Below are 25,872 nucleotides of genomic sequence, written 5' to 3'. Positions count from 1 at the left end.
TTTAGCCATATTGTTGCTCTTGTGTCTTTCCAACCAAGGCTATGCACTCGGCTGCTGCTTTTACATCATGAACACGCAAAATGTTAGCGCCCTTTAATAAGGCGATGGTATTGAGGGCTGTAGTGCCATTTAATGCTTGTTCAGGGCCGCCACCTAAAAATTTATAGATCATAGACTTTCTCGAAAGGCCGGCAAGAACAGGAAGTTCAAAAATGTTGAGGTCTTCCATATGCTGCAATAACTCATAATTTTGGTCAAGCGTTTTAGAAAAACCAAAGCCAGGATCGAGAATGATGTCTTTTACGCCTAATTTTTTAAGCCTATCTACCTTCTCAGAGAAATAGCAGGTCATTTCCAACATCATATGATGGTAGTTGGTATGCTGCTGCATGGTTTTAGGCGTTCCCTTCATGTGCATAATGATGTAAGGAACATTTAAGTCCGCCACAGTTTCAAACATGTCCTCATCCATATTGCCAGCGGCGATATCGTTTATGATATGTGCCCCGGCTTCAACTGCTGCCCGGGCAACCTTGGCACGAAAAGTATCAATCGACAGAAATACATCTGGAAAAGCCTCGCTAATGGCTGCTACAGCTGTAACAATTTTGTCTACTTCCTCTGCTTCACTAACTTCATCCGCCCCAGGTCTGGAGGAGTAAGCTCCAATATCAATAAACAGGCCACCTTCATTTATGATGCTTTGGGCACGCTGTAGCGCCAGTTCAACGGAGCTGATGCGGCTTTCACTATAAAACGAATCAGTGGTAAGGTTTAAGATTCCCATTACAGCGGGAGTGCTTAAATCAACCAGCTTACCTTTTAGGTTTAGTGTGGTCTTTCGGTTTAAAAATGTATCTTTAGCCATTGTTTCGAGTACAAACTTAGATAAAAAAGGGGTTGTATTGAAACGGGTTTTGAACTTATTATTTTAATTGTTTTGGCAACAAATACATCTCAGGAATTCGACGCTGTTATCGCAGTTTGCAAATCGCTTTTTTTAAAGAAAACAAAAGACTACGGAACCGCGTGGCGAATATTAAGACCGGCCTCTATAACCGATCAGATTTTCATCAAGGCGCAACGCATTCGCACATTAGAAGAGAAAAAAGTATCTAAAGTAGGGGAAGACATCACTTCCGAATACATTGGCATCATTAATTATTGTGTAATTGCCATGATGCAATTGGATTTGAGCGAGCATGATCCTTTGGAAATGGAATTGAAAGCCGTTGAGGCCGCTTACGATACAAAAGTAAATGAAACCAAGGAATTGATGTTCAATAAAAACCACGATTATGGTGAAGCCTGGAGGGATATGCGCATTAGCTCGTTAACGGATCTGATTTTAATGAAAATCTTTAGAGTAAAACAGATAGAAGATAATTTAGGACAAACATTAGCATCAGAAGGTGTGAGCGCCAATTACCAGGATATGTTAAATTATGCGGTTTTTGCATTGATTAAATTGGGCGTTCAGTAATGAGAAAGATTACATTAAACTTTTCGAGGATATTTGTTGGTGTCCTTTTTATTTTTTCTGGATTAATTAAAGCCAATGATCCACTTGGATTTGGCTATAAATTGCAAGAGTATTTCGATGTATTCCATATGTCTTTTTTGGGTGGTATGGCTACAGAAATTGCCATACTGCTTTGTGTATTTGAAATTGTATTGGGTGCATTGTTGCTATTTGGATTTTGGAGCAAAAAAGTAACTGGCGGATTACTGGCAGTGATTGTCTTTTTCACCTTCCTAACTTTTGTATCTGCCGCTTTTAAAGTGGTTACATCGTGTGGCTGTTTTGGGGATGCCATTCCTTTAACCCCATGGCAATCCTTCTCTAAAGACCTTGTGCTATTGGTATTGATCGTTTATTTGTTCATCAATCACGACTTGATCAAACCTGTTACTACAAATTTGAAAGTGCAGCAGGGGTTATTTGCTTTTGTAACACTGGCTTCTACCTTATTTGGCGTGTTTACTTACAGCGCATTGCCTGTTTTAGATTTCTTACCGTATAAAATAGGTGCAAACCTACCTCAGTTGATGAAAATCCCTGAAGGAGAAAAAGGTGATGAGTACGCCATTATGTACAAAATGCAGAACAAGAAGACGGGTGAAAAGAAGGTGATGAGTGATAAAGATTACCTGAAAACGGAGATATGGAAGGACGAGAACTGGGAAATCGTAGGTGACCCAGATAAGGTTTTGGTAAAAAAAGGATATGAACCTAAGATCAAAGATTTGTTGATTTCTGATGCTTCAGGTACCGATTATACCAAAGAACTCATAGAGAATCCTTATTATAATCTGGTTATTGTAGCCTACAATTTAAAAGAAACCAATGAGAATGCCATAGCTCAGCTTAATGCCCTGGCATTAAATGCTGCTGAGCAGTTTAATATCAGAACGGTTTTGTTAACTTCAAACTCCGCCAGTGATGCAGATGTATTTAGCAAACGTATGAAGTTGTTTGCTGAAGTGTTTTATGGCGATGCTGTACCTTTAAAAAGTATGGTTAGGTCAAACCCTGGCGTAATGTTACTTAAAAATGGGGTGGTGATCAACAAATGGCATTACAATACGGTGCCTTCTTTTGATAAACTTGCAGATATGTATTTTAGTAAATAACTATGTTTCAATACGCCGTCAAAAAAATCTTATATGGATTTGCCGTAATGGCGGGCGTTATTGTAGTGGTGTTTATTTTGTTTAATATATTACCAGGTGATCCGGCAAGGATGACTATGGGACAGCGGGCTGATGTATCTTCTATCGAGGCAGTGCGTAAGGAATTTGGGCTGGATAAGTCTAAACCAGCACAGTTCTTTCTTTACCTGAATGATCTTTCACCGCTCGGTATCCACGAAAATACAGCAGAAAGCAAAGAGAAATATCATTACGTAAAATTGATTTCATTTGGCGACGAGGTATTGGCAATTAAATGGCCTTACCTGCGGCGCTCTTATCAAACCAAACGTGATGTAACCACGATATTGTCCGAAACTGTACCCAATACCTTTATATTGGCCCTTACGGCCATGATATTTGCAACGCTGATTGGGGTATTTCTAGGCGTGCTTTCGGCAGTTCATAAAGATACCTGGATAGATAAAGCGGCCAACTCCTTCGCTATTCTAGGTATTTCGGCACCCTCTTTTTTTGCCGGGATCATCATCGCCTGGCTGTTTGGCTTTGTACTGAGTGATTATACCGGACTCAATATGTCGGGTAGTTTATATAGCTACGATCCTTTTAAAGGGGAAATCATGACCTGGAAAAATCTATGGTTGCCCATGGTTACTTTAGGATTGAGACCATTGTCCATTATTGTCCAGTTAACCCGAAGCGCGATGCTTGATGTACTGGCACAGGATTATATCCGTACTGCGCGCGCAAAAGGGCTAAGTCGTAATGTGATTATTTATAAGCATGCTTTAAAAAATGCACTAAACCCTGTGATTACGGCGATATCGGGCTGGTTTGCCTCTTTATTGGCAGGATCTTTCTTTGTAGAATATATATTTGGGTACAATGGCCTGGGCCGAGCAACGGTAAATGCGCTGGAAATGTCTGATTTCCCAGTCGTAATGGGCTCCATTCTTTTTATAGCATTCGTATTCGTAATAATTAATATTTTGGTAGATGTATTATATGCCTTTGTAGATCCAAGGGTAAAATTGGCGTAAATGATGAAGATTTTTTTAATAGGTTTTATGGGCTGCGGTAAAAGCACAATGGGAAAAAAGCTAGCCGTAAAATTGGGATACGAATTTATTGACCTTGATCATCAGATTGAGAAAAGTCTGGATACAACTATAGCTGCCTATTTTTCAACGCATGGTGAAGCCGCTTTTAGAAAGCTGGAAAGCGAAACATTAAAGAACTTTGATTATCCTGCAAATGCCGTTGTGGCAACCGGCGGCGGCGCACCATGTTTTTTTGATAACATGGAATGGATGAATGCAAATGGTCTATCTGTATACATTGAAATGTCTGCTGCCGCATTGGCCAAACGACTGGAAGGCGGTAAGGAAAAAAGACCCTTGTTAAGGGATCTTAATGAAGCACAAATGATCGAATTTATCGAAAGTAAACTCCTTGAGCGGGATGTATTTTACAAACGCGCCCTCGTAACGGTAAATGGAATTAGCCTCACCGCAGATGCGATGAGGGCAATGATATTGAGCAGGCAATAGATCGTATTCCTGCTATATGCTATTTTCTGAAAATGTCAGGTTTTTTCTTCATGGCCTGATCTACAGAGAATGGTCCTGAGCCCACAATCCAAAACAATACCAGTAACAGCAATACAATGATGGATAACCATAACTCATTGTTAAGGGCTGAAAATCCGCGAGACAGGTTGACAAAGAACACTGCACATAGTAATATTGGAATCTGAATTACCGCCGAAAAGCGGGTGAGCAGTCCAAGGGTAATAAAAAGACCACCTACAAGATGCACAAAACCAACAATATGTAATCCAAAGCTCGACATGAAGCCCGAGAAACCATAAGTGTCATTTTGCAAAATCATGTCTTGAAGTGCAGCCGTATTGCTGACTATCGCAATACCTTTACTAAAGATGAGCAGGCCTAATACAATTCGGATAACATCCAGCCATTTGGCATGATGGACATCGCCCCAGTGCTCAATTTTTTGAATAACTGTCATACAGAATGCCTTCTTTTTAATGAAGTCCTCAATTAAAGTTAGCAAAATCTAGGCCGAGAAACAATAGTAAAATATTAACAATAAATGGTTTATACCTGTTTCCAGCAGAGGTCGGCCTGCATTTGTAGCACAGATGAGAACTGTTGCCTCGGTGGCAGATTCAAATAAGGATAAGTAACTTTAGATAAATAAAGCCCCTCGGGGTGTGCAGGCGTGATTAAGTCAGGCGTTTTATTATTGATTAGATAACTTTCAAACTCCTCTACACTCAATACTCCTTTGCCAATTTTTAACAATTGTCCCATAATGATCCTGATCATTTTACTCAGAAAACGATTGGAAGAAATCTGGAAACGAAGGTGGTCACCATTTTCGTCGACTGATAAACTAGCCGATTTGACATAGCATAAGGTGTGTTCGTATTTATCCGGACTGGTGCAAAAGGCTCTATAGTCTTTATAATTTGGCAATATGGCTGCAGCCTGCTGCATCTTGTCGAAATCTAGTTTGTCCAGTAAATAAAACGAACTCAGGCCGTTTAAAAAAGGATTCTTATAAGTATGTATGAAATAGTCGTACGATCGTTGTACGGCATCAAAACGGGCATGTTGCAAACCATCCATAGGGATAATGTCAAAAATAGCAATGTTGCCTGGCAATACCTTATTCATCCTGAACATCAGGTCGAAATCCCAGGGTTGCTCTACATCCATATGAAAGAAAAACTGACTAGCATGTACCCGTGCATCGGTACGGCCACAGCCATTAATAAATATGGGTGTCTTTAATACCTGGCTAAGCGCTTGCTCTATAACGCCTTGTACATTCATTACGCCCGGCTGTTTTTGCCAGCCATTGTACTTTAATCCGTTATAGCCTATGTGAACAAAATATCTCAATCTCTTTCTTTTAATGTTATTTTTTTCCTGCGCGTTTATTTAGTTCTTCAATTGGCATGTTCATCATCCTACCTATAGGCGTTTTGCCTTTGTATGTAATTACCTTCAGCATGGTTGCATCCTTCGGAGGTGTTAATTTCTCCGTATACTTCGGATAAAAACGGTCAGGGAAGGAGTTGTCAAAACTGTAATAAATATCTAATCCTGGGGCCTCTGTACCCAATTCTATCTGTAGCTGTCTATCAGCTGATCTGCTTACTTTAAAAATAGGATCATACACACTTGGCGCATACTTAGTCTCCGCCATGTCTAATCGCTTAAAATGCTGCTCTACTCTGCCAAAAAAGTTTGGCCAGTTTTTCTTGGCTGCCGGTGACCAAACCGATTCTGCAATCGCCATTCCCCTTGGCCAGGTCATATACTCAGCCTGGCGGATGTTGTATACCTGCTCTGCCCATAAATTGGCTTGGCCCCCTTTGATGTATTTCGGATCGACACCTGTCGGAACAGGTTCAAATTCGTAGGATTTGCTTAAACGGAGCGAAGCATATACTCTTGGTTCCGTTATCGCATCGGCCTGCATATAATCCAGGTAAGCATAAGTGCTAGGGCTCATGACTACTTCATGTTGTTTTTTGGCCGCCTCAATGCCATATTTCATTCCACGCCAAGCCATGACAGCAGCGCTGGGCGACATATCGCCGTTCAATATTTCATCCCAACCCATAAACTTCTTACCCTTCGATTCTACTATTTTCTGTACTCGCTTTTCAAAATAGCCTTGTACCTGGTGCATATCTTTTAATCCTTCTTTTTGCATTAACGCTTTGATGGCATCGTTTTTCTCCCAGAAATTGAAAGGAGCCTCATCGCCACCCATGTGGATGTATTCAAAAGGGAAAAGTGCAGCTACCTGCGTAATGACCGTATCCAGAAACGTATATACTTTTTCATTGGCGGGACAAAGCGTATTGTCAACCAAAGCAGTTGGAGGGGCACCTCTAGACCAGTCCATAATGCGTTCCCCAGAACGTACTTTGTAGTTTTCTGCACCCGGTGTGCAAGATAGCTCCGGATAAGATGCGATTGCAGCCAAACTGTGGCCAGGTACATCAATTTCGGGCAGGATATTTACAAACCTCTCCTTTGCATATTGTACCAGTTCCTTAATATCTTCCTGTGTATAAAAACCACCATAATTGCGGGGCTCATCAGCAGTAGGAGGGATGAAATTCCCAAACTCACCTACTTTTCGTACACTCCATGCACCTACCTCGGTTAACTTTGGTAAGCCTTTTATTTCTATTCTCCAGCCTTCATCATCCGTAAGGTGTAAATGAAGAATGTTGTATTTATAGCGCACCATCGCATTGATGTATTGTTTGATCTCATCCTTTGTGAAATAATGACGGGCAACATCAAACATTAAACCTCTCCAACCTAAGCGGGGGTAATCTGTAACCTCAACGCATGGCGCTTTCCATTCAATTCCTTCTACAAGTTCTTTACTTTCAATAGCAGCAGGGAACAACTGAAGCAAACTTTGCACGCCATAAAATAAGCCAGCAGCATGATTTGCCTTTATGCTGATGTGTTTTGGTGTTACTGATAGCTGATATCCTTCAGTTCCAAGTATCGGATCTGCTTTATCATTTAGAGACAGTTTGATGTTTGCTATTCCCGATTTGTTGCTTACTGTTGATACATAGCTGCCCGTAGGTACGGATAATCTCTCCTGTAAAAAAACAAGGAGCTGATGTGTTTCTGGTACGGCAGGACATTGTATCGTTACATTGGCAGGCAAAGTAAAGTGGCCTTCATGCTTCACAACAGTTACTGGTTCTGGTATAATGGCGATATCCTGAGGTAAATTAACGGGATCTGGTATTGCTAAAGACATGGTATTTTGTGCAACAGAAGTTTGCGCGATAGCTGAATAACTGAGTAAGAAAAAGCACAAAAGGGAGAAGATATTTTTCATTAATGAATTTTAGCGGATTATAAATTCTGGAAACGGACGCAATTTACCAATTACTTTAACGCATCCAATACGGTAAATAGTTTCTTGTTGATGCCTGAACCTGAATAATTGTTGATATTAATAACGATGATATACTTATTGCCGGCAGCACTAGTATGGTAACCTGCAAAAGCAGATACATTATTTATGGTGCCACTCTTTATTTTCATGTTATTATATTCTGGGAAGGCTTGATAATAGTCGCCAAACCAGGCTTCTTTCTGTGCTTGAAACAAAACATTAGCTATGGCCATTGTTGTAACACGGTTTGCCGGAGATAGACCACTTCCGTCAATAATATTTAGAGCATTTTTATCAATGCCTTTATCAGCCCAAAAGTTAATTTCTGCGGTTGCTCCGTCATCAGTTGTAGCATCCTTGCCAGACTTTATGGCAACAGCCTTCAGGAAGGTCTCCCCATATAAATTGATGCTCTTCTTTAAAAACCAATAAGTCATTTCTGACAGTGTAGGCGAAGTTATGGTGTTGATTTTTTGCGTAATCTTTGGGACGGTTCGCTCGTTTAAAGCCATGATACGGGTTGTGGTAGCCGGTTGCGTAGCCGTGATACCCAATAGCTTTAACGTGTCTTGTAACCGGTAAGCACAATCAAATGCGGGGTCGGGGAGCGCCGCCGAAATGTTTGATTTGCCAATGCCCAAGCCCCATGTACCTCTTATATAAGCGGTAGGCGCATATGGTGGTAAAAAAACATAGGCTTGATCTCCGCTGCCCTGAGCACCAGTTTTAAGTTCATTAATAATTTTTAAGTAAGGGACTTCCGGGACTGTTTTTAATAGCTTAGCCGGTTCATCTACTTTCGCTCCTGGTTTTAAATGGAGGTCAAACTGGTTCTCGCGCCATGATAATCCAGATGTACCGGCACCATAATAATTTCCCATATCCTGCCATGTCCAACCTTCGGGAGTAGTTTGTGTACCAAATATACGGTCATCACCAATAATAGCTCCTTCAATCTTTTTTATGCCCGCTTTTTTGATCGCTGCAATCCATTCTTTGAGTACCGCGTTTTCTTTGTTTTGGTATCGATCAGAACCCAAAGTAGGGTCGCCACTTCCAATAATGATTAAATCCCCTTTTAAAACGCCCTCAGTAGTAATGTTTCCGGTGTAAGCCAAAGTTGTTTGAAATTGAAAATCTTTTCCAAGTACGCTAAATGCCGTGGCAGCAGTGATGACTTTTAAGGTAGAGGCAGTGGCCAGACCTACCTGTTCGTTATGTGTAAACAGTGGTTTGCCGGTATTGGCATCCAAAACACAAAGTGAAGTGCTGGCATATTTAGTCTGTGGGTCTGACTGAAAAGCATTGTATGCTTTCTCCAGCTTCTGTATCGGGCTTTGTGCAAAAGAGATACTACAGATGAAGAGTAGTACTAAAAAAGGTAATCTTGATCTTTTAGACATATGCTTTAAAAAAAAAGTGATGTATGTATAACTGGTAAAAGCTATTCATACATCACTCTAACGTTTATAATTTATAAAATTATACCAGTTGGTTCTTTACAAGGTATTCAGCAATCTGAACCGCGTTTGTTGCAGCACCTTTACGTAGGTTGTCCGCTACAATCCACATATTCAATGTGTTTGGCAATGATTCATCACGTCTGATTCTTCCTACAAATACCTCATCTTTCTCATGCGCATCTTTAGGCATAGGATATTTAAGGTTTGCCGGATCGTCAACTAAAATGATACCTTCAGTATTCGCCAATAGGTTTTTCACTTCAGTTACATCAAAGTCGTTCTCAAACTCAACGTTTACCGACTCAGAGTGACCGCCCATTACCGGAATACGTACTGTTGTAGCTGTAACTTTAATGCTGTTGTCGCCCATAATCTTTTGGGTTTCCAAAATCATTTTCATCTCTTCTTTGGTGTATCCATTATCCTGGAAAACATCAATCTGAGGGATTACGTTTAAATCGATAGGATAAGCATAAGCCATAGGGCCATCAGTTATTCCTTTACGCTCGTTCATCAATTGTTCAACAGCTTTTACACCAGTTCCGGTTACAGACTGATAAGTTGATACAACTACACGTTTGATCTTATATTTATCATGAAGTGGTTTTAAAGCCACTACCATTTGGATAGTTGAACAGTTCGGATTTGCAATGATCTTATCATCAGCTGATAATTCAGTTGCATTTACTTCAGGTACAACCAGCTTTTTCGACGGATCCATGCGCCATGCAGATGAATTGTCGATTACTGTAGTACCTACTGCAGCAAAACGAGGGGCTTCAGCTAATGAAGTGCTGCCACCTGCAGAAAACAACGCAATATCAGGTCTCATCGAAATCGCAGTCTCCATGTTTACAACAGCGTACTTCTTACCCTTAAATGTGATTTCCTTACCAACACTCTTCTCAGAGGCTACAGGGATCAATTCGGTTAACGGGAAGTTACGCTCTTCTAATACTTTTAACATTACGGTGCCTACCAGACCGGTGGCTCCAACTACTGCAATTTTCATCTTTTAATTTGTTGTTTTACTTGTTTTTAATTATTTAATCAATTGTATTTATGGTGAAATAATAAGTTTCCAAATATGGGCATTTTTTCAATCATAAAAAAGGGGAGTGGCTTTTGACAACCACTCCCCAATATTTTGTTAAGAATATCTCTTACTTAATCAGTTCACGGTTTACATAATCGAAGCTTTGCTTAATGCTTACAAAAGGATCCTTCGAAAAGTTCTCTTGCTCTACAATTAAGTGCTCAAGACCAGCTTGCTTGGCATGTTTATATATGTTCTTGAAATCTATGGTACCCGAACCAACCTCAGTATTTATACCGTGGTTAGCCTTATCCATATCCTTTACATGCCACATCGGGAAACGACCTGGGTTTTTGTTGAACATCGCAACTGGATCATTTCCTGAGCGTACTACCCAATACAAATCCATTTCAAATCTAATCAGGTTTTTATCTGTTTCATTCAACAAAATGTCATAGCCTGTAGTTCCGCCTTCATACTTTTTAAATTCAAAATCATGGTTATGGTAGGCCAATTTTAAACCCGATTGTTTCACCAGTTCAGCTGCTTCATTTAAACGGCCTGCGATCTTTTTGTAATCTTCAAGCGACGTTCTGAGTGGCTCCCCTAAGTAAGCGATGGTAAAATATTTATTGTTAACCGCTACCGCTCCTTCTATATATGGTTTTAACAAATCCTTGTTGCCGCTTTTGATGAAATCATCAAGACCAAAATGCCCACTCGGGGTAGTTAAGCCGTTCGCGGTAAGTAAGCTTTTAAATGACTTAGCGTCCAGACCCCAGTAGCCACCAGTTGGTGAAAAACCATAAGTCTCTACCTCTTTGTATCCTGCTTTTGCAATTTTTTCTATTACGCCTTTTACATCAGTAGGAAGTTCTTTCCTTAATGAATACAACTGTATGCCAACTTTTCTTTTCGATCCTCCAACAAAGGCAAAAGATGGTAATAAAAGTGCCCCTGCCGCGGCAAGTCCTGTTTGTTTTAGAAAACTTCTTCTTGAGTTCATATTTATGAATTTAAACGTCGCAAATATTTACGGCATCTCTTAATGATTTTATTTTGTCTGCGTACTTTGGAATAAATTCCTGTGCCACATAGCCTTTAAATCCAGTTGCAAGGATTGCTTTCATAATCGCAGGATAAAATAATTCCTGTGTATCATCAATCTCATTTCTGCCCGGTACACCCGCAGTATGATAATGAGAAATGTATGGATGAAAAGTCTGGATATTACGGATCACATCACCCTCATCAATCTGCATATGATAAATGTCATATAGCAATTTGAAGTTCTCAGATCCCAACCTCTTCGCCAATTCTGCACCCCAGGCCGTATGGTCACATTGATAATCCTTATGGTTTATTTTGCTGTTCAATAGCTCCATAACTAATACCACACCATGCTTTTCGGCAAGTGGTAATACCTGTTTCAAGCCCTCAACACAGTTTTTAAGCCCGGTTTCATCGTCTTTACCACGTCTGTTGCCACTAAAGCAGATCAGTTGTGTGTAGCCAGCCTCAGCAACTTTAGGAATCATTTCCGAATAGTTTTTAATCAGCGTAGCATGAAATTGTGGATCATTCCAGCCATCCACTAGATTGATCTCTGCACCATTACACATAGAGGAGTATAACCCATGTTTTTTTAGTGTAGGCCAATCTTTAGGACCTACCAGATCAATGGCCTTAATACCAATTTTCTTTGCCTCAATGCACAAATCATCCAACTCCATTTTTCCAAAGCACCAGCGGCATACCGAGTGGTTTATATTTCCTTTTAGCATGGTGGATTTAGTCTGTTCCAGAGCAAAAGCGGGTATAGCCGCCGAAACACCTAAAGCGGCAGTTCCGGCAACAATATTTTTCAATGCAGTTCTTCTGCTTAAATTTTCACTCATTGGTTATTTAATAATTAAGCTTCAACCTTCTTTTTATCAGTAAAAAAGAGTGTAAACAATAGGAATACTACAAATGCAATGCCCGAAGGAATGATCCAGATCATTTTCCAATCGAAGGCTCCCTCGCTAGTTTTGTAAGTGTCGGTGATTAGGCCGGCAACTTCAAAGCCGATAAGCATACCAACGCCATAAGTTGCAAGGGTAATTAAGCCTTGCGCAGAACTTTTATATTTTTCACCAGCAGCAGCATTGGTATAAATCTGTCCAGATACGAAGAAGAAATCGTAGCAAATACCATGTAGTGCAATACCAATGATCAGCATAAAGCTTAAATCGCTCGCATTTCCATAAGCAAATAGGGCATAACGTACACCCCATGCTAGCATACCCACTAAAATGGTCTTTTTAAAGCCAAATTTGCTGAAGAATACAGGCAATAATAATAAGAACAATACCTCTGATACCTGTCCGATAGTCATTTTACCTGTAGGATTTTCAAGGCCTACATTAGAAAGAAACGAATGTGCATTCTGATAATAAAACGCTAGTGGAATACAGATAAGTATAGAAGAGATAAAGAATATTGCAAAGTTTTTATCCTTTAATAGCTTCAAAGCATCAAGACCAAGTATTTCAGATATTTTTACTTTTTCTCCTGATGCGACTTTAGGCGGAGTTTTAGGTAAGGTGAAACTAAATAGACCTAAGATCAGAGACACAACTGCGCCCATCATAAAGGTGTTTTTTAGTAAACCATCTTTTACGCCCTGGTCAGTATCCCAATGAAATACATAGCTGATCAACAATCCGGCAGCGATCCAGCCTATAGTTCCCCAAACTCTAATCGTAGAAAATTCTTTTTCAGGATCTTTCATTTGGTTAAAAGACACAGAATTGACTAGCGCTAGCGTTGGCATAAACAAAATCATGTAAGCCAGTACATATGGATAAAATGCGGTCATGTCAGTAGCATTATACATCTGGTACATTAAAACGGCGCCAACTAAATGTAATATGCCCAGGATTTTCTCAGCATTAAAATATCTGTCTGCAATTAACCCAATAATGAAAGGAGCGATAATTGCACCCCAGGATTGGGTTGAAAAAACGGCGGCTGATTGACCACCTGTGGCACTAAGATTGTGCCCAAGAAAAGTACCAAGTGTTACAAACCATGCACCCCAGATAAAAAACTCCAGGAACATCATGGTCGATAATTTGATGCGGTTATTTAAGTTCATGTTTGGTTATTTAATTCTTTTTTTGATGTATTATAGCTGTTTGATCATGATGTTGCGGTACCAAACTTCATCTCCATGATCTTGAAGCGCTATTTTTCCAGACTTATAGGTTCCCCAATCCGCCCAGCTTCCAAATTTACTTCCGGCAACAAGTGATTTCCAGTTGTCATCCCAAAGTGTAGTCGATACTACTTTTACACCATTTAGGTAATGCTCTAATTTGCCATCTTTGCAAATGATTTCAGCTGTATTCCATTCGCCAAGAGGTTTTACCGGCTCAGAACTGCTTTTAATCAAATCATACAAATCTGCAGAACGGTGCTTAGGGATTTTGCCATCCTTATGGCCATCATTATCAAGTACCTGCATTTCTAAACCAGTACTGTAAGTTTGATGATATTTTGCAGGGTCTTCTTTTACATAGTAAATGATTCCACTGTTGCCTTTAGGCGCTATTTTCCAGTCTATTTTTAAATGAAAGTTGCTGTACTCATTGTCGGTTACTAAATCTCCACCACCATTACTATCGCCCTTTGGGTCAAAATGCAAGGCGCCCTCTTCAATTTTCCATTTAGCACCGGCAGTAGTTTTACCATATGTATGCCAGCCTTTTGTTGTTTTACCATCAAATAGTTTAGTAAAACCTTTTTTGCCCGATTGAGCTTGAGCAGCGCTTCCACCAAATAGTGCGGTTAACACAATGGCTGATAAGATATATTTTTTCATGTTCTTTGTCTTTTATCCTTGTTCCTTAATCTTTGTTCTTTAATTCTGGTTAAACACCAAGTGACCATCCTTTACGGTATTCGCGTTTTACAAATTGATTCACGTCATCAAAATTGGTGATCTTCATGTTGGCATTGTCCCAAAGTAATTTGATGTTTCTGCCCGGATACTTAATCTTTCCTTCTGCATTTTTGCGTTGGATATCAGTACCCCTGATGGCCAAATTCGCCATTAACAACGATTCAGTAAGTGGTCCTGCAATAGAGAATGGAGAACTTAGTTCTTTTTTCCCATAACCCGCAATACAAGCATCAACCCATTGTCCGTAATGGCCATTAGCACCATCTGGAACGCGTGCAAATTTTTGTGCTACTTTGATATTCTCATTTCTGCTTAAAGGAAGTAATCGTGGATTTGCACCATAAGTACTAGCCATCATTTTGCCTTTTGTACCAACAAACAAGGTGCCGTTTCCACCGTCGCCAAATGTATCGTTTGCACCCAATTCTTCAGGTCTTTCAGGTTGTATCCCACCGTCCATCCAATGTACAGTAACGTCCCCTTTTGTTTTATTAGTTTTAGGGAATTTTAAGGTTACATGACTTGATGGTGGACAGCTATCAGGGAAATAACCCCTTTTAAACTCATCTACATATACAGAACCAACGCTAGCCTGAACTTCAGTCGCATATTTTAAATTTAAAACGCTGAAAGGAGCTTCTAATAAATGGCAGCCCATATCTCCCAATGCTCCAGTTCCATAATCCCACCAGCCGCGCCAGTTAAATGGAACAAGTTTATCTACATAATCTTTATAAGGAGCCGTACCTAACCACAAATCCCAATCAAGATCAGCAGGTATTGGTGCTTTGTTTGCCGACCACGGAATACCCTGCGGCCATACCGGTCTGTCCGTCCATGCATAAATGGTATGGACATCGCCAATTAAACCTGCATCATACCATTCCCTCATTAACCTTGGACCATCATTAGAGGCGCCCTGATTACCCATTTGCGTAACCACCTTATACTTTTCAGCAGCAGCAGTTAAAGCACGTGCTTCATAAATATCATGGGTTAAAGGTTTCTGAACGTACACGTGTTTACCTAACTGCATGGCGGCGATGGCTTGTATAGCATGACTATGATCAGGCGTAGAGATAGAAACCGCATCAAAGTTTTTAGCTTCCTTATCCAGCATTTCACGGTAGTCCCGGTAATACTTTGCCTTAGGGAAAGCTTTTACACTTTCTGCGGCTCTGCTATCGTGTACATCGCAAAGGAATCCAATGTCAGCCTTACCGCTTTTGTAGAAGCTGGCAATATCCGATTTACCTTTGCCCCCAGCACCTATGCTGGCAATAATAAGCCTATCGCTAGGCGCTAAAAAACCTCTTCCACCCAAAACGTGGCGCGGTACGATCATAAATGCCGATGCAGCAATAGCTGTGGTTTTTAGAAAGTTCCGCCTGGATGAAGATTCCTGATCTTTTTTTGTGTGGTCCATTTTCGTGTGGTTCTAGTGGTGTGTGGTTCTTTGATGTGATCTTATTTTTTTAGCGATAAAATGTAGCTAACCATCTGTTTCGCATCATCTTTACTTAAAGCAGCGTGTGGCGTCATAGGAATCTCTCCCCATACACCTTTACCTCCTGCAATGATCTTATCCGCAAGGTGGTTTACATTCTCATCATTTAAAGGATATTTAGCCGCAATATCTACATACGCAGGCCCGATCACCTTTTGTACTTTATTGTGGCAACCAATACAGTCAGATTTTGCAATTAACTTTTCTCCTTCGCCCTTAACAGCAGGAGCAGTAGCAGCTGGAGTTTCTGTAGTTGTTGCTGAAGTTTCAGTTGTGGTAGTAGTGCTTGTAGACGAAGCGCGTTCTTCTGGACTTGAACATGAGGCCATTGCCAATACAAAGCAGCCCAGTACTAATAGTGTTTTTTTCATTTTATTGTGTTATTGATTCAGACCTAAAATCTTATTGTTGAAATCATCATTTCCACCGGAAGATGCAAAATCATCAAAAGCCCTGTCTGTTACTTTAATAATATTCTTTTTAATAAACTCAGCACCTTCTTTGGCGCCAACCTGAGCGTCTTTTATGCAGCATTCCCATTCCATTACCGCCCAACCCGTATAATCGTATTGTGCCAGTTTACTGAAAATGGTTTTAAAATCTACCTGCCCATCTCCAGGAGAACGGTACCTGCCAGCACGGTTTGCCCAACTTTGATAGCCACCAAAAGTACCTTGTTTACCTGTAGGATTAAACTCCGAGTCTTTAACATGGAACGCTTTAATGCGCTCATGGTAAAAGTCGATGTATTGGATATAATCCAGTTGTTGCAATACAAAATGTGAAGGATCATATAGCAGACAGGCGCGAGGATGGTTGTTTACCTTTTCAAGGAACATCTCGTAAGTGATGCCATCAAACAAATCTTCTCCCGGGTGTATTTCATAACAAACATCTACACCACAATTGTCAAATTCATTAAGAATAGGCATCCATCTTTTTGCCAGTTCCGTAAAACCTGCATCTACCAAACCTTCAGGGCGCTGTGGCCATGGGTGGAACATGTGCCATAATAAGGAACCACTAAAAGTCGCATGTGCATTTAAGCCTAGATTTTGCGAGGCTTTTGCGGCATACTTCATTTGTTGTACAGCCCACTCCGTTCTGGCTTTTGGATTGTTTTTATACGCATCAGGTGCAAAAGCATCAAAAGCAAGGTCATAAGCAGGATTTACTGCTACCAGCTGACCCTGTAAATGCGTTGATAATTCAGTAATCTCTAATCCGTACGACTGAACTTTTCCTTTCAATTCATCGGCATAAGTTTTACTTTCTGCTGCTTTCTGTAAGTCTATGAAACGTGCATCGAGCGTAGGCATTTGGATTCCTTTAAATCCAAGGCCTGCTGCCCATTCGCAAATGGCATCCAAAGAATTGAATGGGGCTTCGTCTCCAATAAACTGGGCTAAAAAAACTCCTGGTCCTTTAATCGTTGTCATTGTCTGTTATATTTTAAAATCAAACCATTTCTGATCCGATTGGCTCGAGGCCACTGTGTTTTCAATAAAAGCCATTCCTCTGATACCATCTTCTACATTCGGGAAGTCGAGCATTGCTGCTGTCGGCGTTCCACCCTCTAGTTTTGTTCTCAAAGTCAGTACAAAGTTTCTGTAAATGTTTGCAAAAGCTTCAAGGTAACCTTCTGGGTGACCACCCGGTACACGGGTATTGTGTTTTGCAGCATCAGATAAATAAGCCTGTCCAGCACGGTATATTTGTGCAGGCTGATCTAACCATTTAACGATTAAAGTGTTCGGTTCCATTTGGTGCCATTCCAGACCACCTTTTTCTCCGTACATCTTAATTTTTAAGGCGTTTTCTTCACCAGCAGCAATTTGCGAAGCTACCAAAACCCCATTTGCTCCATTGTCAAATTTAAGCAGCACATTCCCATCATCATCTAAGCCTCTGCCCGGTACCACAATGTTAAGGTCGGCACAAAGTTTAGTAATTTTCAATCCAGAAATGTACTCAGCCAACTGTGCAGCATGAGTGCCTATATCACCCATACAACCACTTTTTCCACTTTTGGCAGGGTCAGTACGCCATGCGGCACCAGCATTGCCCTCACGCTCAGTAAGTGTACTCAACCATCCTTGAGGATACTCGACCATGATCTTTCTGATGGCACCCAATTGGCCTTCAGCAACCATATGTCTGGCTTGCTTTACCATTGGATAGCCTGAGTAAGTATGCGTTAAGCATAAAATCAATCCTGTTTCCTTAACCTTTTGTTGCAATTGTTTAGCCTCATCCAGCGATAAAGCGATTGGTTTTTCAATCACCACATTAAAGCCATGATCAAGCGCCATCATTGCAGGCGCAAAGTGCGCGAAGTTAGGCGTTACAATTGTTACAAAATCGATACGTTTATCCGCAGGTAATTTGCTCTCCTGCGTAATCATTTCTTCATAATTTAAGTAAGTCCTGTCCTCAGGAAGGAACAGGATTTTACCCGATTCCATGGCTACTTCAGGGTTTATACTCAATGCACCACAGCAGAATTCAACCTGCCCGTCGATATTTGCAGCTATACGATGAACGGCGCCGATGAAAGCATCTTTACCGCCACCAATCATGCCCATTCTAATTTTTCTATTTTCCATTAAAGGTTACCTTTTTTTAATTCACTAACAGCAAAGTCACACGCTCTGGCCGTTAATGCCATATAAGTTAATGACGGGTTCTGACATGCGGCCGAGCCCATGCATGATCCATCGGTTACAAAAACATTTTTTACTTCGTGCATCTGGTTCCATTTGTTCAAAACCGATGTTTTAGGATCGTGGCCCATACGTGCTGTTCCCATTTCATGAATAGCCATACCTGGAGCAGAACCATTGTCAAACGTGGTAATGTCTTTAGCGCCAGATGCCTCCAGCATTTCTGCTGCATCATTCATCATGTCAACACGCATTTTGCGTTCATTATCTTTAAACTCGCAGTCAATAGCCAAAACAGGTTGTCCCCATTTGTCTTTCTTGCTTTTATCGATAAATACTTTGTTCTCAAAATAAGGAAGTGATTCACCGAATCCGCCTAAGCCCATATTCCAAGAACCAGGAACGGTCATTTGATCTTTAAAATCACCACCAAACGCCAATTCAGCAACATCGGCATGCCAGTTGCCACGACTTCCGCCACCTTGGTAACCAAAACCTCTTAAATAATCACGTTTATCACCACCCATGTTCTGGTACCTCGGAATGTAAATCCCATTGGCCCTTTTTCCGTAGGTGTATTTATCTTCAAAGCCTTCTATTCTGCCATTTGCACCTGCACGGAAATGGTGATCCATTAAATTATGTCCAAGTTGTCCACTGCCATTACCTAAACCGTTAGGATGCTCATCAGAAGTTGAGTTTAATAAAACGAAAGTTGTACCCAATGTTGATCCATTTACGAATACAATTTTTGCGAAGTATTCTGTAGTCTCCATTGTTTCCGAATCGATAACCACTACGCCTTTTGCTTTTTGGGTTTCTTTATCATAAATGATAGAGTTTACCAATGAGAACGGACGTAATGTTAAGTTCCCAGTGGCTACTGCTGCTGGTAGGGTAGACGATTGCGTGCTAAAATAAGCACCAAAAGGACATCCTCTGCTGCAAAGGTTACGGTACTGACATTTACCACGTCCACCATGCTCGACCGTTAAGTTGGCTGTGCGACCAATGGTCATGATCCTTGATTTGTTCCATTTGGCTTCAATACGTTTCTTAACTTCCTTTTCCACGCAATTCATTTCCATTGGAGGGAGGAACTGTCCGTCTGGCAATGCTGGCCAGTTTTCAGCCTTTCCACTGATACCTGCAAATTTCTCTACATAATCGTACCAAGGAGCAATGTCTTTATATCGGATAGGCCAATCTACGCCATGTCCATCCTTTAAGTTATCCTCAAAATTCAAATCACTGAAACGGTAGCTTTGTCTACCCCACATTAATGATTTACCACCAACATGGAAGCCGCGGTACCAATCAAAACGCTTAACCTCAGTATAAGGACATTCTTCGTCATTTACCCAGAAGCTCTCATTAAATTCTGTATATGGATAATCTCTTTTTTGTACTGGATGGGTTTCTTTTTGTGCTTCGGTCAATTTACCTCTATGCTCAAATTCCCAAGGCTTTTTCATGGCCGTGGTATAGTCTTTTATATGTTCAATGTTCCTGCCTCTTTCCAGCAATAAAACTTTTAAACCTTTTTCAGTTAATTCTTTTGCTGCCCAGCCGCCACTAATTCCAGATCCTACAACAATTGCATCATAAGTGTTTTGTGCAGTTGCTTTAACATTTAAATTGCTCATTATTTAATTATATAAAAAGGTTTACGACCAAACTTTCTGACCAGGTTTTAAATCTACGCAACCATCGTAGCGGCCCGGAATTTCAACAAATGCATAGGCCTGTGTGGCTCCAACTTCTGATGTGAAATAACCCAGTAGGGTAAGGTCTCTGATGATGGAGAAGAAACGTGGTTCCATTTTAGGTTTATCCTTAGGAAGGATAGAAATCGTGCCGGTGTTTTCCGTTTGAGATTTTGCTTTTTCAGGATCTGTTTTTTGTTTGTCCAGCTCTTCAAGCTTTTCCTTCTCTACTTTGGTAGCGGCAACGGTCGCATCCCTAAGTTTACCTAGCAATTCCTGACGTTGGGCTACTGTTAATTCCAGAAAGGATTTTTTATACTCATCCTTCGCTTGCTTTTCAAGATCTTCTAAACCTTTAACAAAAGCTTGTTGTGCCTCATCTGGGTAGCAATCCTTTATCATCATCGTAATGAATGGTCCAACACCCGCCGCTTTTGCGCCCGGAGAACTCGTTGTAGGAATGATAATGTCTGCGACTTCAGTAATCAGTTTCTGCTGATCTTCTGTAAATAAACTGCCTTTTGCCTTAGTGGTTGGTGAATTGCAACCTTCCAGAAATACGCCAATTGTAGTTGCCGATAACGCGCCCCCCATTAAAAAGGCAACGTTTCTCACTGCTTCTCTTCTGTTCATATTTGGTTGTTATTGTGTGTTTAAACTGCGTTTTGTTTTGTAATATTAAGCAAAATAAAATAGTTAGTGTCATAAATACACCATAAAGTAAATATATAATGTTTTTGTTACTAAATCAACTTTTTAACAATTAGTTGTATGGAGGGATCTAAAAATAACCCAGCAATACCTTGTAAATAATCAACTATAAATTTTGGTTGCTACGAACATTTTTGAATAGGTTTGTTCATTTATTTACCTTTGCCAAAATCCATAAATTATTTATGAGTGAAAAAATATTAGTATTAGGTTCTAATGGCCAGATCGGCACTGAACTAGTTACTGCCCTACGTAAAACCTATAGTGAAGATAATGTAATTGCCTGTGATATCCGCAGACCTGATTACGACATCAAAAATTCAGGACCTTTTGAGTTTGTAAACGTACTTGAAAAGGATACCTTAAACAACATCTTTCAAAAATATAAGCCAACACAGGTATACCTGCTGGCTGCGTTATTGTCGGCCACAGGCGAGCAAAATCCAAAGCTAGCCTGGGACTTAAACATGAACGGTCTATTAAATATTCTAGACCTGGCCATTACTTATAAAACAGCAAAGGTTTACTGGCCTAGCTCTATTGCGGTATTTGGACCAAATTCGCCTAAAGATCTTACTCCGCAGTTTTGTGTGATGGATCCAAATACTGTATATGGAGTAAGTAAACTTGCCGGTGAGCGCTGGTGCGAATACTACTTTAATAAGTATGGATTGGATGTACGGAGTATCCGTTACCCTGGACTGATTAGCTGGAAAGCTGCCCCAGGTGGAGGTACAACTGATTACGCGATTCACATATTCCATGATGCATTGATGAAAGGTACCTATGCTTCTTTTTTAAATGCAGCAACAGAGTTGCCAATGATGTATATGGATGATGCGATAAGGGGAACGATTGAGTTAATGGACGCAGAGGCGAGTAAAATCTCTATCCGTTCTAGTTATAATTTTACAGGCGTAAGCTTTACACCTGAGATCCTTGCTGCTGAAATCAGAAAGCATATTCCAGAATTTACCTTAACTTACACCGATAATGATCCACGTCAGCAAATTGCAAATAGCTGGCCACGATCTATAGATGATAGTTATGCGGCTAAAGATTGGGGCTGGAAACCAGAATTTGATTTAGCAAAGCTGACAACGGATATGTTAAAGAATTTAAAGAAATAAAATTCGTCCCGCACAGGACACATCTCGTCTTACCTGAGCGGCAATTGTCCTGAATAGGCAGTTGTTCTGAATAGGCAGTTCGTCATCCTGAATTTATTTCAGGATCTCGCAAGAGAAAGATAGCTTTGCAGGTGAGGGATCCTGAAATAAATTCAGGATGACGGGCAGGTAAAGATAAGGTGCGGAAAAAGCAATGGTGACGACCAAAATAAACTAAAACAAGAAAATGGGAAGAGCATTTGAATTTAGAAAAGAAAGAAAATTTAAGCGTTGGGCCAAAATGGCCGTGCAGTTTACCAGGATAGGTAAAGAGATTGTAATGGCAGTAAAGGACGGAGGTCCGAGCCCTGATACCAACTCGCGTTTACGTACTGCAATCCAGAATTCTAAGGCAGTAAATATGCCTAAAGATAGAGTAGACGCGGCAATTAAACGTGCTTCTAATAAGGATGAGAATGGATACGAAGAGTATGTATACGAAGGTTATGGACAGCATGGCGTAGCTGTACTTATTGAAACTGCAACAGACAATACCAATAGAACTGTAGCTAACGTACGTAGTTACTTCAATAAAACTGGTGGTACTTTGGGTAAAACAGGATCATTGGATTTCATATTTAATCGCAAATCTATCTTCAGGTTTTTACCGGGAGAAAGAGATTTGGAAGAATTAGAGTTTGAATTGATCGATGCTGGTTTGGAAGATTTGTACTTAGAGGCTGATGAAGAAGGAAATGATATTGCAGTAGTACAAACTGCATTTGAGGACTTCGGAAAAATGCAAAAAGCATTAGAAGATCTTGGTGTAGAAATGAAAAGTGCTAAACTGGAACGCATCGCTTTATCACATACTGCTGTAACTGAAGAGCAAGCAGCTGATGTGTTTAAATTAATTGATAAACTGGAAGAGGACGATGATGTTCAGGCCGTTTATCACAATATGGCAGAATAGTTTTACTAAAACTATTTACGCTTAGAAAATAACCACGGCAATAATTCGGGCTCTGCAAAAGCAGAGTCCCAGCTGTTGTGGTCCACATAAGGGTATAGCGTTAACTTCATCGGGCTTCCTAACTCTCTTAATCGGTCGGCTATTCTTGTCGATAATACAACTGGAACCGTATGGTCTTGTTCTCCGTGGAAAATCCACAGTGGTGTATTTTTATACTTTTGGACATTAGCCACATTGTCACCACCACAGATCGTAAATGCTGCAGCAAATAATTGAGGTTTGCGTCTCAGCAATTCGTATGTACCCATACCACCCATTGATAATCCTCCCGCATAGACTTGATTTTTATTTACATAAGGTTTATTAACGAAATTATCTATCAATCCTAATAATGCCTGCATAGCTTTACTAGGTTGGCCCGCTTCCTGAAATAAGAATTCTCTATTACCTGCAGCATCTTGTTTAAAATCAACATTGGACCAAAAGCTATCAGAGCTGCATTGTGGGAATACAATAATCGCAGGAAACTGTTTTCTTACCTCTTCCTTTAAGAATAAGCTCCCCCCGTGTGTTAATTGATTCTGGTTGTCATTACCTCTTTCTCCACTTCCATGTAACACAAATAGGATAGGATACTTTTTTGTGCGTTCAAAATTTTCCGGAAATAACACTCTGTAGCCAATACTGTCCTTTCCTTTTATAAAAGTACCTTTCTCGTATTTTGCTAAATCTTGCGCTTTACTGTTTAAGCCGGCAGAGAGTAGGATTATCGAGAAGGTCAATTGGAGCTTGTTCATTTAACTAAATTATTGATTTATACAGTATAAAAGAAATTTTATTCTGTTAACGATCAATAAAACTGAGGATTACAACTTATGGCCATGTTGCTTTAGTGCGTGGGAGAAAAAAGCCTTTTATACAGTTTGAGTTTCTAATACAAATTTGAATGTGACTTTTATTATATATACCAGCACCAGGAAATGCAGGCCCACCCTCAGTAAACACTCCTTTTACGGAATCAAATAGTTGAAATTCACTATAACCTTTTGATTTGATATCGAAATTATATTGAGTCAGAATTTCATTATGCATAAATTCGATGGTAGTACAGTCCAATTCCCGTTTTAACTGATCCTTATGAATATCGTGTTTTACATCTTTATTAACAGGTAAAGGTACACCTGCTTTATCATGTTTGTCAGCCAATAATTTGTAATAAGCTTTTATTACTTCAATATATTTTGTATCGGTAAAATCACAACAATGTCCTGGTTGAATCACAGCTCCTATTACAGCTGGATCTTTTAATGTGCCTCTTTTCTTCTTGTCTTTCGCCCACATTAAAGCCCTGTCATAATTATTTTCCCAGAAATACATACCATGCCCTAACCAATCGAAGACTTCTTTGCTGGTTTTAATTTTACTGGGACTATTTAATAGAGAATGACAGACAGATTCGTCGCATCCATGAAAACCTAGAATAAAGTTCGGTCTTTCATTATACATTATGTTCCTCAGCTAATCTGGCCAGATTTGGATAATGTTTAGTATACTTTCCATTTTTATCCAAAATACCCGCACGTACTAAAGATTGCAACGCCTCCTCTTTGGTGGTTTCTTTCTTTAGCCCGTCTTTAGCCAGATCAATAAGTCTTTTAATGTCTTTATCGCTCATAATAATAATTAAAGCTGTTGATACAAAAATACTAAATATTACTCATAACAACCACACTGTTAACCAAATTACCTTATCCATAATTTATAGTATCTTTTAACCTGGTTACTTAAAGCTCGTATATTTCAAGAACTCTTTTGTTCATTTCTAAAAGAATTTCAGGAAGAAGAGGAAAAAGTTTAGCATAAAAAGTTAGAAATGGTTCTTGTTTTTTGATTCATGGCATTTGTCTTAAATGGTTGTCGAAATATTGTAGTTTATTGCAATATTTTACATAATTAAATCTGCAGTTAATTTTTTGGATAATTTTTTTTATTTAAAGTTTTCTAGTAATCTTTGAATTGAGGTTATAACCCAGTATATAAACCAAAATATCACGCCAATGAACTAAAGAAATATAAACAACATATCAATTACTTCTTAAATGAGGTATTAATTCAAAGAGTCTCACCTGCAGAATTCTCACAAGTACAGGACAGGGACAATAGATTAATGCCCATAACAAATATTATTGTACTTTTGAAGGTGCACTATAGCGTTATGGGCTCTATTGTAAATCCGTGTCCAAGGCCGTGAGAAGCCATGCAGGGCGGTATTTAGAGTTCGCTATAGTTGCATCTTCGTTTTTAAGCCTATCGTTGGTTAAAACAGATCTCATGGCCTCCTGCTAAAATCCCGTCCGGGACTTCTATTATTAACTGTTTAATCAACAATAATATGGAACTCAACCACGACGAAAACAACGGATGTCTTTATTTTATCCTGGAGCCAAATGCAGAAACGAACATCCCTGTCCATGTAGTTTTTGATGATGCATTTGCTGCTAAAGCCTATTTCAACAGGTTTAGAACATTTAGTGATGCTCAGATTTTGGAATGCCGCCTTAATCCCGGTTTTTACACCGATATCACCAGAGACTGCTATTTTATCCAGCTAGAGAGAAATTCTGATGTATATGTGATTTCACTAGCTAATGATTTGCAACGATCTGAATTGGCAATCAAGGAACATTATTTTTTTGAAGGAGACAAAATTTGCATTTACCTGATGGCTCCCTGTGAAGAGGATGCTGTAATAGCGGCTCACAAGATACGGGATAAGGCTATTGCAAACAGTGAATTTGTAAACAAGCCGAGCTTAGGACAAATTTTAGGAAGAGTGTAAGATGAACTTTGTCAAGGATTACTATGACTAGCTAATGAGAAGGGGATGAGTAGGGAATGAGTAGCTGGTTGCTTTACCCCTGCGTTACCCTTCCTTTACCGTTGCTATACCCTTGCTTTACCCCTAGGGTATAGCAACCCTAACCCAACCCTAAATCAAAGGTACAGCAACCAGCTACTCATTCCCTACTCATCCCCTAGTTACTCCCTATTCATAGTAATGCCTGACAGATGTTTCTATACTGATTATTCGATTCCTAATTAAGACAATATTAAATTTTTTAATCCTTTCTAGGGTTG

26 protein-coding genes are annotated in these 25,872 nt (G+C 39.9%); 7 read left to right on the top strand and 19 right to left on the bottom strand.

What is annotated here, in order from left to right; genetic code table 11:
* Nucleotide 1: 1 nt before the first annotated feature.
* Nucleotides 2–868, bottom strand: coding sequence for a dihydropteroate synthase (folP, locus tag EZ444_RS21985; protein WP_131611392.1), 867 nt, complete (start codon nucleotides 866–868; stop codon nucleotides 2–4).
* 72 nt (nucleotides 869–940) lie between these two features.
* Between folP and EZ444_RS21980 the strand changes: the two genes are divergently transcribed.
* The 4 genes from EZ444_RS21980 to EZ444_RS21965 are packed head-to-tail and all read left to right on the top strand — an operon-like array spanning nucleotide 941 to nucleotide 4,202.
* Nucleotides 941–1,483: a DUF1599 domain-containing protein gene (locus EZ444_RS21980; RefSeq protein WP_131611390.1), complete on the top strand. Its 543-nt coding sequence runs from the start codon at nucleotides 941–943 to the stop codon at nucleotides 1,481–1,483.
* Nucleotides 1,483–2,634, top strand: a complete 1,152-nt coding sequence (locus EZ444_RS21975; RefSeq protein ID WP_131611389.1) for a BT_3928 family protein — start codon at nucleotides 1,483–1,485, stop codon at nucleotides 2,632–2,634. The genes EZ444_RS21980 and EZ444_RS21975 overlap by 1 nt, the downstream gene beginning before the upstream one ends.
* Nucleotides 2,635–2,636: 2 nt before the next feature.
* On the top strand, nucleotides 2,637–3,692 hold the full coding sequence (locus EZ444_RS21970; RefSeq protein ID WP_131611387.1) for an ABC transporter permease: 1,056 nt from the start codon (nucleotides 2,637–2,639) through the stop codon (nucleotides 3,690–3,692).
* On the top strand, nucleotides 3,693–4,202 hold the full coding sequence (locus EZ444_RS21965; protein ID WP_131611385.1) for a shikimate kinase: 510 nt from the start codon (nucleotides 3,693–3,695) through the stop codon (nucleotides 4,200–4,202).
* Between the two features lie 19 nt (nucleotides 4,203–4,221).
* On the opposite strand, the gene EZ444_RS21960 is transcribed toward EZ444_RS21965, so the two are convergent.
* The 15 genes from EZ444_RS21960 to EZ444_RS21890 all read right to left on the bottom strand — a co-directional run bounded on the left by EZ444_RS21960 (nucleotide 4,222) and on the right by EZ444_RS21890 (nucleotide 20,574).
* On the bottom strand, nucleotides 4,222–4,680 hold the full coding sequence (locus EZ444_RS21960; protein ID WP_131611383.1) for a DoxX family protein: 459 nt from the start codon (nucleotides 4,678–4,680) through the stop codon (nucleotides 4,222–4,224).
* An 89-nt stretch (nucleotides 4,681–4,769) separates the two neighbouring features.
* Nucleotides 4,770–5,579, bottom strand: coding sequence for a tRNA pseudouridine synthase A (locus tag EZ444_RS21955; protein WP_131611381.1), 810 nt, complete (start codon nucleotides 5,577–5,579; stop codon nucleotides 4,770–4,772).
* Nucleotides 5,580–5,595: 16 nt separating this feature from the next.
* Nucleotides 5,596–7,560: a beta-N-acetylhexosaminidase gene (locus EZ444_RS21950; protein ID WP_131611378.1), complete on the bottom strand. Its 1,965-nt coding sequence runs from the start codon at nucleotides 7,558–7,560 to the stop codon at nucleotides 5,596–5,598.
* A gap of 50 nt (nucleotides 7,561–7,610) precedes the next feature.
* On the bottom strand, nucleotides 7,611–9,023 hold the full coding sequence (gene dacB, locus EZ444_RS21945; protein ID WP_131611376.1) for a D-alanyl-D-alanine carboxypeptidase/D-alanyl-D-alanine endopeptidase: 1,413 nt from the start codon (nucleotides 9,021–9,023) through the stop codon (nucleotides 7,611–7,613).
* 79 nt (nucleotides 9,024–9,102) lie between these two features.
* Nucleotides 9,103–10,095, bottom strand: coding sequence for an aspartate-semialdehyde dehydrogenase (locus tag EZ444_RS21940; RefSeq protein WP_131611374.1), 993 nt, complete (start codon nucleotides 10,093–10,095; stop codon nucleotides 9,103–9,105).
* Between the two features lie 151 nt (nucleotides 10,096–10,246).
* Nucleotides 10,247–11,125: a sugar phosphate isomerase/epimerase family protein gene (locus EZ444_RS21935; RefSeq protein ID WP_131611372.1), complete on the bottom strand. Its 879-nt coding sequence runs from the start codon at nucleotides 11,123–11,125 to the stop codon at nucleotides 10,247–10,249.
* A gap of 10 nt (nucleotides 11,126–11,135) precedes the next feature.
* The gene (locus EZ444_RS21930; protein ID WP_131611370.1) at nucleotides 11,136–12,017 is read right to left on the bottom strand and encodes a hydroxypyruvate isomerase family protein; all 882 of its coding nucleotides are present in this window, start codon (nucleotides 12,015–12,017) and stop codon (nucleotides 11,136–11,138) included.
* Nucleotides 12,018–12,031: 14 nt separating this feature from the next.
* Nucleotides 12,032–13,258: a nucleoside permease gene (locus tag EZ444_RS21925; RefSeq protein ID WP_131611368.1), complete on the bottom strand. Its 1,227-nt coding sequence runs from the start codon at nucleotides 13,256–13,258 to the stop codon at nucleotides 12,032–12,034.
* A gap of 30 nt (nucleotides 13,259–13,288) precedes the next feature.
* Nucleotides 13,289–13,984, bottom strand: coding sequence for a 3-keto-disaccharide hydrolase (locus tag EZ444_RS21920; RefSeq protein ID WP_131611366.1), 696 nt, complete (start codon nucleotides 13,982–13,984; stop codon nucleotides 13,289–13,291).
* Between the two features lie 49 nt (nucleotides 13,985–14,033).
* Complete coding sequence (locus EZ444_RS21915; protein ID WP_131611364.1) at nucleotides 14,034–15,491, bottom strand: Gfo/Idh/MocA family protein; 1,458 nt, start codon at nucleotides 15,489–15,491, stop codon at nucleotides 14,034–14,036.
* A 41-nt stretch (nucleotides 15,492–15,532) separates the two neighbouring features.
* The gene (locus tag EZ444_RS21910) at nucleotides 15,533–15,943 is read right to left on the bottom strand and encodes a c-type cytochrome (RefSeq protein WP_131611362.1); all 411 of its coding nucleotides are present in this window, start codon (nucleotides 15,941–15,943) and stop codon (nucleotides 15,533–15,535) included.
* Between the two features lie 9 nt (nucleotides 15,944–15,952).
* On the bottom strand, nucleotides 15,953–17,011 hold the full coding sequence (locus tag EZ444_RS21905) for a sugar phosphate isomerase/epimerase family protein (protein WP_131611361.1): 1,059 nt from the start codon (nucleotides 17,009–17,011) through the stop codon (nucleotides 15,953–15,955).
* A gap of 6 nt (nucleotides 17,012–17,017) precedes the next feature.
* Nucleotides 17,018–18,178 carry a Gfo/Idh/MocA family protein gene (locus EZ444_RS21900; RefSeq protein WP_131611359.1) on the bottom strand — a complete coding sequence of 387 codons (1,161 nt, stop codon included), beginning with the start codon at nucleotides 18,176–18,178 and terminating at the stop codon, nucleotides 17,018–17,020.
* Entirely contained in the window at nucleotides 18,178–19,881 is a 1,704-nt protein-coding gene (locus EZ444_RS21895) for a GMC oxidoreductase (protein ID WP_131611357.1), read from the bottom strand. Before EZ444_RS21895 ends, EZ444_RS21900 begins: the two co-directional genes overlap by 1 nt.
* 21 nt (nucleotides 19,882–19,902) lie before the next feature.
* Nucleotides 19,903–20,574: a gluconate 2-dehydrogenase subunit 3 family protein gene (locus EZ444_RS21890; RefSeq protein ID WP_131611355.1), complete on the bottom strand. Its 672-nt coding sequence runs from the start codon at nucleotides 20,572–20,574 to the stop codon at nucleotides 19,903–19,905.
* A 263-nt stretch (nucleotides 20,575–20,837) separates the two neighbouring features.
* Between EZ444_RS21890 and EZ444_RS21885 the strand changes: the two genes are divergently transcribed.
* Together EZ444_RS21885 and EZ444_RS21880 are read left to right on the top strand one after the other, a co-directional pair.
* Entirely contained in the window at nucleotides 20,838–21,782 is a 945-nt protein-coding gene (locus EZ444_RS21885) for an NAD-dependent epimerase/dehydratase family protein (protein WP_131611353.1), read from the top strand.
* 226 nt (nucleotides 21,783–22,008) lie between these two features.
* A complete protein-coding gene (locus tag EZ444_RS21880; protein ID WP_131611351.1) occupies nucleotides 22,009–22,734 on the top strand; it encodes a YebC/PmpR family DNA-binding transcriptional regulator in 726 nt (241 codons plus the stop codon).
* An 11-nt stretch (nucleotides 22,735–22,745) separates the two neighbouring features.
* Here EZ444_RS21880 and EZ444_RS21875 read toward each other — a convergent pair whose 3' ends face one another.
* From EZ444_RS21875 to EZ444_RS27300, 3 genes are all read right to left on the bottom strand, one after another.
* Nucleotides 22,746–23,531 (bottom strand): carboxylesterase family protein, encoded by a 786-nt coding sequence (locus EZ444_RS21875; protein ID WP_131611349.1) that lies wholly within the window; start codon nucleotides 23,529–23,531, stop codon nucleotides 22,746–22,748.
* 76 nt (nucleotides 23,532–23,607) lie between these two features.
* Nucleotides 23,608–24,240, bottom strand: a complete 633-nt coding sequence (locus EZ444_RS21870; RefSeq protein ID WP_131611347.1) for a hypothetical protein — start codon at nucleotides 24,238–24,240, stop codon at nucleotides 23,608–23,610.
* Complete coding sequence (locus EZ444_RS27300) at nucleotides 24,233–24,409, bottom strand: hypothetical protein (RefSeq protein WP_165503690.1); 177 nt, start codon at nucleotides 24,407–24,409, stop codon at nucleotides 24,233–24,235. Before EZ444_RS27300 ends, EZ444_RS21870 begins: the two co-directional genes overlap by 8 nt.
* A 717-nt stretch (nucleotides 24,410–25,126) precedes the next feature.
* On the opposite strand from EZ444_RS27300, the gene EZ444_RS21865 reads away from it, so the two are divergent.
* On the top strand, nucleotides 25,127–25,573 hold the full coding sequence (locus EZ444_RS21865) for a hypothetical protein (protein ID WP_131611345.1): 447 nt from the start codon (nucleotides 25,127–25,129) through the stop codon (nucleotides 25,571–25,573).
* Nucleotides 25,574–25,872 lie beyond the last annotated feature (299 nt).

Source organism: Pedobacter hiemivivus, assembly GCF_004331685.1.
Lineage (GTDB): Bacteria > Bacteroidota > Bacteroidia > Sphingobacteriales > Sphingobacteriaceae > Pedobacter > Pedobacter hiemivivus.
Note: the sequence above shows the minus strand (reverse complement) of the source record. Positions and strands in the feature narration are given on the sequence as shown.

Coding starts and splice junctions, on each gene's coding strand:
- EZ444_RS21910 (WP_131611362.1), bottom strand. CDS start 15,943: ATGAAAAAAACACTATTAGTACTGGGCTGCTTTGTATTGGCAATGGCC.
- EZ444_RS21940 (WP_131611374.1), bottom strand. CDS start 10,095: ATGAAAATTGCAGTAGTTGGAGCCACCGGTCTGGTAGGCACCGTAATG.
- EZ444_RS21950 (WP_131611378.1), bottom strand. CDS start 7,560: ATGAAAAATATCTTCTCCCTTTTGTGCTTTTTCTTACTCAGTTATTCA.
- EZ444_RS21885 (WP_131611353.1), top strand. CDS start 20,838: ATGAGTGAAAAAATATTAGTATTAGGTTCTAATGGCCAGATCGGCACT.
- EZ444_RS21905 (WP_131611361.1), bottom strand. CDS start 17,011: ATGACAACGATTAAAGGACCAGGAGTTTTTTTAGCCCAGTTTATTGGA.
- EZ444_RS21935 (WP_131611372.1), bottom strand. CDS start 11,125: ATGAACTCAAGAAGAAGTTTTCTAAAACAAACAGGACTTGCCGCGGCA.
- EZ444_RS21875 (WP_131611349.1), bottom strand. CDS start 23,531: ATGAACAAGCTCCAATTGACCTTCTCGATAATCCTACTCTCTGCCGGC.
- EZ444_RS21865 (WP_131611345.1), top strand. CDS start 25,127: ATGGAACTCAACCACGACGAAAACAACGGATGTCTTTATTTTATCCTG.
- EZ444_RS21975 (WP_131611389.1), top strand. CDS start 1,483: ATGAGAAAGATTACATTAAACTTTTCGAGGATATTTGTTGGTGTCCTT.
- EZ444_RS21970 (WP_131611387.1), top strand. CDS start 2,637: ATGTTTCAATACGCCGTCAAAAAAATCTTATATGGATTTGCCGTAATG.
- EZ444_RS21870 (WP_131611347.1), bottom strand. CDS start 24,240: ATGTATAATGAAAGACCGAACTTTATTCTAGGTTTTCATGGATGCGAC.
- EZ444_RS21895 (WP_131611357.1), bottom strand. CDS start 19,881: ATGAGCAATTTAAATGTTAAAGCAACTGCACAAAACACTTATGATGCA.
- EZ444_RS21960 (WP_131611383.1), bottom strand. CDS start 4,680: ATGACAGTTATTCAAAAAATTGAGCACTGGGGCGATGTCCATCATGCC.
- EZ444_RS21930 (WP_131611370.1), bottom strand. CDS start 12,017: ATGAGTGAAAATTTAAGCAGAAGAACTGCATTGAAAAATATTGTTGCC.
- EZ444_RS21925 (WP_131611368.1), bottom strand. CDS start 13,258: ATGAACTTAAATAACCGCATCAAATTATCGACCATGATGTTCCTGGAG.
- dacB (WP_131611376.1), bottom strand. CDS start 9,023: ATGTCTAAAAGATCAAGATTACCTTTTTTAGTACTACTCTTCATCTGT.
- EZ444_RS21890 (WP_131611355.1), bottom strand. CDS start 20,574: ATGAACAGAAGAGAAGCAGTGAGAAACGTTGCCTTTTTAATGGGGGGC.
- folP (WP_131611392.1), bottom strand. CDS start 868: ATGGCTAAAGATACATTTTTAAACCGAAAGACCACACTAAACCTAAAA.
- EZ444_RS21880 (WP_131611351.1), top strand. CDS start 22,009: ATGGGAAGAGCATTTGAATTTAGAAAAGAAAGAAAATTTAAGCGTTGG.
- EZ444_RS21915 (WP_131611364.1), bottom strand. CDS start 15,491: ATGGACCACACAAAAAAAGATCAGGAATCTTCATCCAGGCGGAACTTT.
- EZ444_RS21920 (WP_131611366.1), bottom strand. CDS start 13,984: ATGAAAAAATATATCTTATCAGCCATTGTGTTAACCGCACTATTTGGT.
- EZ444_RS21965 (WP_131611385.1), top strand. CDS start 3,693: ATGATGAAGATTTTTTTAATAGGTTTTATGGGCTGCGGTAAAAGCACA.
- EZ444_RS21900 (WP_131611359.1), bottom strand. CDS start 18,178: ATGGAAAATAGAAAAATTAGAATGGGCATGATTGGTGGCGGTAAAGAT.
- EZ444_RS27300 (WP_165503690.1), bottom strand. CDS start 24,409: ATGAGCGATAAAGACATTAAAAGACTTATTGATCTGGCTAAAGACGGG.